Source organism: Streptococcus sp. SM3, from assembly GCF_027497875.1.
Map to the genome: position 1 here is coordinate 1 of NZ_JAJNSA010000086.1, position 10,346 is coordinate 10,346.

Annotated in this window: 4 protein-coding genes; all 4 read right to left on the minus strand. The window is 34.8% G+C overall.

Annotated elements, in window-relative coordinates; genetic code table 11:
• Positions 1 to 425: 425 nt before the first annotated feature.
• The 4 genes from PAN06_RS10830 to PAN06_RS10845 all read right to left on the minus strand — a co-directional run bounded on the left by PAN06_RS10830 (position 426) and on the right by PAN06_RS10845 (position 10,098).
• Positions 426 to 6,917, minus strand: a complete 6,492-nt coding sequence (locus PAN06_RS10830) for a S8 family serine peptidase (RefSeq protein WP_269796304.1) — start codon at positions 6,915 to 6,917, stop codon at positions 426 to 428.
• A 581-nt stretch (positions 6,918 to 7,498) separates the two neighbouring features.
• Positions 7,499 to 8,284: an ABC transporter permease gene (locus tag PAN06_RS10835; protein ID WP_125458295.1), complete on the minus strand. Its 786-nt coding sequence runs from the start codon at positions 8,282 to 8,284 to the stop codon at positions 7,499 to 7,501.
• A gap of 1 nt (position 8,285) precedes the next feature.
• Complete coding sequence (locus PAN06_RS10840) at positions 8,286 to 9,104, minus strand: ABC-2 family transporter protein (RefSeq protein WP_269796305.1); 819 nt, start codon at positions 9,102 to 9,104, stop codon at positions 8,286 to 8,288.
• Position 9,105: 1 nt separating this feature from the next.
• Entirely contained in the window at positions 9,106 to 10,098 is a 993-nt protein-coding gene (locus PAN06_RS10845) for an ATP-binding cassette domain-containing protein (RefSeq protein ID WP_261181583.1), read from the minus strand.
• Positions 10,099 to 10,346: the final 248 nt, after the last annotated feature.

Sequence of the window (10,346 nt, forward strand, 5' to 3'; positions counted from 1 at the left end):
CTTATATTTATAAAAATTATAATAGGCGTATTTACTTATCATATTGCATATAGACTATACTTAAAATAAATAACCAAAAAGTGATTAAATCAAGATATTATTTCACGCTTGTTAGGATTCAATTTGAGAAAATTAGTCTGTACTTCTTCAAATAAATCTTGAGTTTTTACTATAATTGTAAAAGCACAATTTTAAATATATAGTTCGATACTGTATTTTGTGAAATTGGTAAAATTCAAAAAATCTTCCTATCTGTAATAAGAAGATTTTTTGTTATCTAAATGAAGGCCATTAATACATTCTAAGAGTGTATAATTGTCAATGTAAACTTAAGAATTAAGTATTAAATAGTAATTGTCAACAAACTGTTTAACCATCACAGTATCTAATCTCAACACATAAACATTTTTTCTACAGTTTTTATCTTAATCTTGATCTTTTTTCTTCAATCCAAGAAGCGCTCCTACTATAAACAATATTCCAGCAATAAATGGTGTAAGAACTGCTCTAACTGTTCCGGTTTTTGGCAACCTGTCAGAATGGTTAGTATCCGACTTACTATCAATGTTAGTATGTTTATTAGCTATGTTCGCTTGTTCATTAAGATGGACTTCCTTATTATTTTCAAAGTTTTTATCAAGAACTGTAGTTGTAACATCCTTAGTTGAATCAGATTTTTGTGAATGATTTGCTCTTTGTAAGTCCTCTTTTCTATGACTTTGATTTAATTGACTAGGATTTGCCTGTGTGTTGTCTTTCTTTTTGGATACATCAAAAGTAGGTTTATTTTCCTCCTCCTTTTTCTCCTCTATTTTCTTGAATACAGGTTTTATAAGGGTATCTTTTGATAAATTAAGAACATAGCCAGTGTCTTTTTTCCCTTCGAAACCAGAAATTTCCCAACCATCAAATTGATAGCCTTTTTCTAATTCCCCCTTATAGACAGGTAAAATGAAATCTTCTTCCGACACTATCGTTGAACTCATTTCTTTTCCATTTTGAATGGTCACAGTTACCATCTGAGGTTTTAGTTCGCTCACCTCTCCCGTATCTTTGTTTAAAATGAATTCTTTTACGGTTGTATTTCTTGCAAAATCTTTTACAACTATCTTAATGTTTAGTGTCTTATCTGCTATTTGTTTAATATCAGCAAATGATTTATATTCTTTTCCATTTACATAAATATGTTGTTCTTGAATCTCACCATCGAATCCATTATTTCTTTTATCATTGATATTAAAGACTACAGATTTTCCCTTAGCATATTCGATACTAGTATTTCCCTTAGGATCAATGTTTACTTCTGGTTTAACATTATCATATAAAAATTGATAGTGTACTCCAACCGCTTTCGCATTCAAATCGCTATAGCCAGTTTGAAGATAAACATTTCCATCCATATCTGTTACCTTATCTGGAAATCCATTTGCTTTATAGTCTTTCATTCCCCAGTCCATGATGTCACCGTCTTTAACATTAAGCTTAATGTTAAAATCTCTAGTGTTATCAATGTGTAAATCTCCGTAGATTAAATAATTATCTACAACCGATTCATTAACTCTCAACTCCCAGTTAAAACCACCCTTATCAGAAATCTTACCTCTTAAATAGAATTCTGAATTTCGTACATAAATTTTATTAGATTTAGATGGATTAAAGTAGTTCTTGTCCATTGAAAGATTTACTGGTTTTGCATCAATAAATAACGTAGAGCCATCTTCTTTTATAGCTTCTACATTGGACATATCCTCTCCTGTATACTCTTTATCATCCTTACCAAATAATACAAGTTTAGAAGAATCTGTCACAAGATTTCCATCTTTATCGATTGCTTCCCCTTTATCATTCATTTTAAATGTAAACACTTGATACCTTACAATGTTAAAGCCGTCCAAAGCCGACATTAATACGGATTGAGTACTTCTTCCATCTTCAACATTTCTACTATCAGCATAAATTATTTTTTCTGATAAGACTCTTAGATTAGGATTGGCCTTTTGGATTTTTGCTATATCTTTCTGGCTATAAACTCCATTTCCTTCTAACATATCCGTTTTTCCAGGATTATAGGTAGTCACTTTTAGTGCATAGCCTTTTCTTAGAATGATGTTATCCTTTAATAGATATTGTTGTTTTTCTGAATCAGAATAGATTTTACCAGATTCCATGTCCGTTAAATTGGTTGGTTTATTTTTTGAAAGATCTCCTTCTCCTAATTCTATTACATTCCCATAACTTGATGCATAGGGATATTCTGCTTTAGTTTCCTTATTTTTTTCAGGCATTCTAATTTTAGTTTCAGCTTTTATCTGATCATCATCTTTAACAAAGAATCTCATATCTCCTGCAAAAGCTAATCCATCCACAATATCATTAATATTAGCGTATAAATCAAATGTCATCGTTTTTGAGTGGAAATCATACTTGGTCGTTTTGATTTCTATCGATTTATAATTATTGCCATAATATACCTTGGCATTTTTAGAAACATTACTTATCTTTCCAAGAATTTCAAAGTGTCCATCTTTAGACGGGTTTAGAACACCATAAATTTTTGATTTGATTTCGTCAAGTTTTTCAGTTTCATATTCTAAGGCACTACCATCGTCATATGCAATGATATTCCCCTTATCATCGTATTTATAATCGTATTCCTCTATTCTCTTACCAGTTTCACTTGTAAAGTCATCAACTTCTCTAAATTTCTTTTTAATGAGTTTCTTTAAGTCTTTGCTTTCAAAGTCTCTAATTGTTGAAATGGCTTTATTGATAGTAAAGCTAGATTTTTCTTCGGTAGCCTCTTCATTGTCTTGATGATGTTCTACTTCAGTTGCATCTTTTTTAAGACTATCCTCTTTTCTATTTTCTAAATGTTTAAATTTAGATTCGGCAATCTCGCCAAGCTTTTGGTATTTAGATGAATCTTGATCAGGATCTACTAGATAATAGGAAATCATCCCCTTTTCATCAGCATGATCAGCAAATTTAATTCTATGAATCTTTGTGAAATTGCTAGAGCCATCTAGTGCAATGACTTCAATGATTTTTCCTCTTAAATCTCCTGCACCTTTAATTTCATAAATGGTATTTCCATCTTTGTCAAGTTTCCTATTTCTTCCTTGACCCTCACCTGCATAAGTGACCTCAAGATTTTTCTCAACCTCTCCATCTTCATTAACAAGAGCGGCTCCTGCATACCAAACTTCGTTGGCAATTTCGTCAAATTTTTCAGGATGTTCTTTCTGATCTCTCGCAAATAGCGTTTCATTCTTGTATTGCTCTTTTACCTTGTGATAAGTATCCTTTGTGATCAGCTTAATTTTTTCAGGATTTGAAAAATCAATCGAAACAATCTTAGGGGCTGTGTTATCAATTTTTACAGGAATATAGGAAACCTGCCATGGATAATCTTTAGTTAATCTATATTTAAATTTATAGAAATATTGACCTTCTGCAATCGGTTCAAATTGACCTCTTATCTTAGTAGCAGGATCTTTGGTATCCTTGCTTTCTGGTGCATTTTCTTCTCTACCTCTAGGGTTATAAATGAGTCCATCCCATTTCAAGTCACCCCAAACTTTTAGTTTAGAAGATTTGATTCCCTTTGCATCATTTCTTTTAGAGTTTAAAATTCCTTTAATAAAGTGTTCTCTCGAAATGACTTTTAAGTCGATTTGATTTTCTCCCTCTTTATTTGTATTCACTATTGAAATCAATCCTTCTTCTGCACTTCTTAATACAAGTGGAGAAGGTGTTAATCCTCTCTCAAGTTGAGCATCTTGAGGATTTCCATTTGAATCTAAAGGATAAATTTTAGCAATCTTAGAACCACTTGATGATGGTGCGTTGATCCCTTCGTTATTGAAAGCAAATAATTCTGGATTTTGATCTAGGGATGTTGTATTTTTATCTTTTCTATTTTGTATAACTCCTGCTGGATTAAATTTATCTATACCATGTTCTCCACCAATTCCCTTATTTAAGGTTCCTGGAATTTTCGGTTTACCATCATCATCATAACCTTCCATTGTTTTTGATTTTGACCCTTCTTCCCAGGCCCATTTATCAAGGATTGGTTCGTGGTTCCAATTCCCAGCAAATCCCATTAGAGGCATCGATAAAGAAGGTTGGAAATTTGTTTTCTTCCCATTGGAGTTCAGAGCTTCCATTTCTTCCACTGACTCAAAATGAATAAATGATTCTACAAATTTATTTTTGTTTTTAGCCTCTCCAACATTTATAACCGCATTTAAATCAAAGCTAGAATTTGGTCCTATAGTGAAAGTGTCATGCTCAAATGTGATATTTGCTCCTTTGACTTTTTCTGGGTGAATTTCTGGAACAATTTGCTTCCCATCTGGAGATTTTTCATCTTTATATGTTTCATCCAGTTTGAGTCTGTCAGTTAGAGCATCTGTAGTTACGGTTGATGCTGAAACTTTAAAGGTCAAAGGTCGGTTTGATGTATTGTGAAGCTTAACGGTAAAGTATTTTTTATCTCCTTTTATTTCTTTAAGGGAAATAGAACCATAAGAGTTTACTAAACCTTTAGAATCCGTATTTTTAAAAGTCGCTACGACTTCATTTCTCAATGCATTAGCCACATTAATTAGCCCTGCCCCCTGTTGTCTAGGTGATGCAAAGTATTGACTTTTTTCTTTCCAAGACGTTGCATCCATCATAGGACGTGCAGTATTTTGTAGGGCTATTTTTGTAAGACTTGTAAGATCTATTTTGTCATCTCCCTTAAGATTTTTCAATACAGGTCTTTCAAGCATTTCCTTTAACTTTGGTCTAATCAAAACAGTAGAAGCTGCCACGATTGGAGTTGCCATACTAGTCCCTGACATATAACCATAAGTTGATTTCCCATTAATGACATTGAGAGTGGATTTAATGTTTTTACCAGGTGCTGAAACATCAGGTTTTAAAAGTAAATCTGTTCTTGGCCCCCAAGATGTAGACCCTGCTGGGACTATAATATCTTCTTTATACAGTTCTTTGTCGGTGTCAGGTGCAAACTTAAAGTCAATCTCTTTTTCGTCACCTACATTCGGTTTATTAGAATTATAGCTTGCCATATCAATTGGATAGTATTGCTCCAATTTATCTTTAAAATCTTCTTTATTATTTCTTTTGACTTTAGTTTTTTTATCAGGGTTAATCATATTCCATAGCTTTACACCATCATCTCCTGAAATTGAGAAAACTTGACTAGTAGTTCCTTCATCCTCCTCATATCCCATAGCTGGGAGCTCTGTCCAATTATCTCTATTGTAGTAATTTACAGTATTTACAACCATAATGGCGCGTGCGCCCTTATCCGTTGCTCGTTTAAAAGCATTTTTTAAATCCTTTGTATAAATTCTATCCATTACTGCAATTTTGCCCTTAAGATCCAAACCTATCAAATCTTGGTCTTGACCTTTGCCTATATATACAAATTTCAATTTACTAGGAGCTTTTGAACCATCTTCGTTTGTTATGATTTTATTCTTATCGAAAAAGGCCCCTATATTTCTGTATTTAAAACTTTCTCCTCCAATCTTAACTTTGTCAAACTCAACTGTTTGATTTTTAGCAGAGGCTACCGCTATCGCATCTTCATGTGCTGCAGTTCGTGTTACATTTCCAGTGTCGGTCATTTTCAGATTATTATTTGCTACTAAATCCCATGAAGAACTTGAAGCAGAAGTTGCATAGTTACCCGTAGCTACCACCATTGGAATGCCTGCTTTTCTTAACGCCCTAATAGCTTGCCAATATTTCTCACCTACAAGACCTGTTCCTGTAAAGCCAGATGATACCGAAACAACATCAACATTGTGTTTGATGGAATCTTCAATGGCATGAAACATTGTTTCATCTCCTGCGAACCCAGACCCTGCGTCAGAGTACATTTTATAAGAGAAGATCTGTGCATTAGGAGCAATTCCATCTATTCCGTTAAAGTTTTTGATATCTTTTTCAGTATCATTTCCCGCAAGAATCCCTGCAATATGCATCCCATGTGGATCAAAATAATCGCTTCCATCATCAGCTTTTTCTACAGTAATTTTACCACCATTATAATAATTGAAAGCATGAGGAATTTTATCACTCAACCAGAAATTTTTATCAGTACCTTTTAAGTCTTCTTTTTTAAATCTCATTGAGTCTTTAGCATCATCATCGATTCTCATAGCCTTATGCCTATAATCTGTCCCGGTATCGATATTTGAAATGACCATACCTCTACCATCAAAATTTTTCCCAAATGGTGCATTGATAGATTTTAGGTAATCAATAGCTTCCTCAACTCCAATTTCCTTTCTAGCATGATTCATCATAGGTTGGACTTTTTGTGACCGTTCAACCGATGAAATACCTTCTATTAGTTTAATTTTGTCCAGAGTATCTTTGGTTGTTTCAATAGCGCTACCGTTAAAAATTCTATCATAAGTATATAAAACTTTTGTATTCTTAAGATTTGATAGTTCCTTGATTGCTTTTTCTCCAGATTCTTTATCTTTAAATTCAGCAATATAGACAAGTCTATCTTCTTTTTTGGGACTTTCCGTATCTTTACTTGCAGACGAGTCTACATTATCTCCTTTGTATTGATTGGAATCTTCTTTTTTGATTTTTGCTTTTTCATTGTTAGTTTTATTGTCTATCACAGATTCTTTACTAACAACTTCTTTTTTCTCAATAACTGTTGTTTTCTTCTCTTCAGTATCCTTTGAAGTTTCTACAGCATTATGAATATCTTCATGTTTTTCTTTGTTTTCTTTTTGTTTATCTACTACTTTTTCTTTATCAGAGATACTTAAAGCATCTTCAGAGCTAGATGTATCTGCTAAGACTACCTCATTAGGGACATATGCTGCTAAAATAACTGCAGCTGTGGTTAATGACAATACTGTACTTTTTTTCATTTTAATTCCTTACATATTTATTTAACTTCCAATAGATAGAAAACTTTAACTTTGCTAGCCTTTGTTATAAAAAGTTTTACTAAGTGTTATCTAGGAAATAGAGTAGTACATTTATATATAATTGTTAGCTCTCTGAAAAATAGTATATCAATTAAAAAAATTTAAGTCAAGAAAAATTAAGGGATATTAATTTTGTTTTTAATATGTATTAAAAAAGATATAAAAATTTCGTACTTAACTGAGATACATTATCAGCACATTCACACCATCAAAAATAGTAGCAATCACTTAGAACACCAGCAACATCACAAAAATAGACATAATTGATACAATAACAATACTATTAAACAAAGTAAATAACCGATAAGAACTAGTCTTAACGGTTATTTCCTACATATCTAATTTTGCAAATCTTCAGTCATATGTTCACCTTTAACCTAGGCTTTACGAGTGCCTTGCTCTAGCAACTGAGCTAAATCGGCGATTACACTTACAGTATAGCACTCTAAGAATAGGTGTCAAGAAATTTTCATCTCTGTTAAAAAAGCCTGTCCCAAGACAAGGCTTTGATATTCTATTATTTACGAACCTGCACTTTCGTAGGCATCCAATCCTCTACTCCAAAGTTTAAGGGAAATGACAAAGAAGACCAGGGAAATCAACATCAAACCTCCAATGTTAAAGAACACATCCTTTTCCTGTAAGAAATAGCTAGCTGGATAATAGGCTGTAAAAGCGAAAGGCACGATAAAGCTAATCAACCAACGAAGGAGCGAATTGTAAATGGAAATCGGGTACTTGGCAAAATCATTAAACATATAGAAAATGTAAATCATTGCTCCTGACTGCTTGGTCCAAAAAGCGATGCTGGCTGTCGCGATTTTCAAGGAAGTATAAATCAAGGTCGCAAAAGGAATACAAACTAGGAAAAGCAGGAATTTTGGAAGAGTCCAAGCAATGCTAGATACCGTTGTCGCTAGTAGGATCCCACCAACCAAGAGTTCGCCCAAAGCATCAATCTGAAAGGTCTCAACTAAGATATGAAAGAGAGGATTGATAGGACGAGTCAGATACTTGTCAAACTCCCCTTTTCGCACCAAACGTTGGCCCAGTGCCCAGAGATTATCAAAAAAGAGATGGTCCAAGCCCTTTGGAATCAAGGAAAAACCATAGATAAAGGCAATTTCTTGGAAGGACCAGCCTTCTAGGGATGGAATATGTTGAAAGATGACATTGAGAAACAAGAGGTTCAGGCCTTGAGTCAGAAAAACTCCTAACACGCCCACCACAAAATCGACCTTGTATTCCATGATTTGCTTGATGTATTGTCTGATAAAAATCAGATGCATTCGCTGATATTTTTTCATACTAACCTCCTTGAATGGTTATAAATGACTGAACTCGTTTCCAAATCAACTGAGACAAGCCCACCATCACTAAGAGCCAGAAAAACTGCAAAGCGAGTGCCTGAAGAATCTGATTGGCATCGTATTTCCCAACGATAATCATGACCGGAGTGTAAATCAAGGATGAAAAAGGCAGGAAGGACAGAATATCTGAAACAATCTTTGGAAAGAAAGCCAAGGGAATCAAACTCCCAGACATAAAGGCCACTATAGAAGTCTTGAGTAGATTAGAACCCCATAGATTTTTAAACACAAAGGCTGAAAATCCAAAGCAGATATTAAAGAAAAAGTTAATCAGATAGGCCAGCGTTAAGCTAAAAAGATAAAGGACAGTTAATCCCAGCACTTCTACAATCCCTTGCCCAGATAAGATTTTCATCAAAACAATGACACTTAAAAATGGAAGGCCAACGCTAATAAAAATCAACCACTTGGAACCAAGCTCAGTGAAAAGATAAGAGGCCGCAAAATGCACTGGTCTCAGTAAGCGCATGATGATGGAACCATCCTTGACCTCCTCCCCAATCATAAAGGACGAATCTGACCTAGTCAGAAGATTTGTCACAAAACTCATAATGATGTAGAGGGTGATATCTGCCATACTAAAGCCCTGAATCAAGGACTCTTGCGAAGAATCAAAGACAGCCTTCCAGAGATAAAAGGCCACAAAAGCGCCCATGACATCGCCGATCCGATAGAGAATAAAGTTGACTCGATAGGTAATCAACTCCTGAATCCCTGCATTAATAAAGGGTTTATAACGTCTCCACAATTTGACCATCTTAGAGCTCCTTTCGATAGAAGCGGCGGATAATATCCTCGATATCTGTATCCACCATTTTCAAATCGCGGATTTCAAAATCAGACAGGGTTTGCTTGATAATGTCAGCTGACTGGTAGCGAGAACTATCGAACTCAATGTTGAGGCTATTTCCTTGTCTATCAACGGTCATATCAGGCAGACCTTCATAGTGAGAAACTAGATGACTTTGACCTGGCACCAAATCAAAGGAAAGAGTCTTCATCTTGCCAAAGGTCTCCTTGAGCTGACTCACCGTTCCATCAAAAATTTCATGCCCCTTGTCAATCATGAAAATCCGATCACAAAGTTGCTCAATATCACTCAAGTCATGAGTGGTCAAGAGAATGGTAGTCTCTTCCTCTTGATTGATCTGGGTGATGGCGCGACGAATATTATCCTTGACCGATACATCCAAACCAATAGTCGGCTCATCTAGAAAAAGAACCTTGGGATTGTGGAGCAAGGAAGCTGCAATGTCCGCCCGCATCCGTTGTCCCAGTGAAAGAGTCCGCACGGGGTCCTTGATAAAGTCCTTCAAATCCAAGACTTCATTCAAAAAGTCCATACGCTTATGGAAGAGCGAATCTGGCACATCGTAAATCTCTTTCAAGACCGTGTAGGTCTCTTGTAGCGCCAAATCCCACCATAGCTGGGTACGTTGCCCAAAGACCACTCCAATATCTTTGACATAATCTTGGCGATTGTCCTGTGGAATCTTGCCGTTAATCCGGCAAAATCCAGATGTCGGTTTCAAAATCCCGGTCAGCATTTTAATGGTTGTTGACTTCCCAGCACCATTAGCACCGATAAAACCCAAAATTTGCCCTTTTGGCACCTCAAAGGTCAAATCCTTGACCGCTTCAAAGGTCTGCTTTTCAGGATGAATAAAGGAGCGTAATGCCCCCTTCAATCCCGGTTCCTTAACAGTCTTCACAAAATTTTTCTGAAGATGTTCCACTTCTATCATTGCCATATCTATCTCCCTATGGTAAGGAATAGAAAATCGTATTTTCAAACACAAGTCTTCTAAATCCTTACTTTCTATACCTTCTACATTTTATTACTACAAAAGGCTTTATACCAACCTATTATAATCCAATAAAAAATAGAATGCAAGCGTTTGCCTAAAGTTTATGAAATTGAAATTTTTTCTCTTAAAATAATACTATTAATCAAAAATTATGGTTTAATAGTCTCCTTAAAACACAAAAAACCCACCCA

Bases quoted from the DNA above. Each gene is read 5' to 3' on its own strand.
- PAN06_RS10830 (WP_269796304.1), bottom strand. From the start codon at position 6,917: ATGAAAAAAAGTACAGTATTGTCATTAACCACAGCTGCAGTTATTTTA.
- PAN06_RS10835 (WP_125458295.1), bottom strand. From the start codon at position 8,284: ATGAAAAAATATCAGCGAATGCATCTGATTTTTATCAGACAATACATC.
- PAN06_RS10840 (WP_269796305.1), bottom strand. From the start codon at position 9,104: ATGGTCAAATTGTGGAGACGTTATAAACCCTTTATTAATGCAGGGATT.
- PAN06_RS10845 (WP_261181583.1), bottom strand. From the start codon at position 10,098: ATGGCAATGATAGAAGTGGAACATCTTCAGAAAAATTTTGTGAAGACT.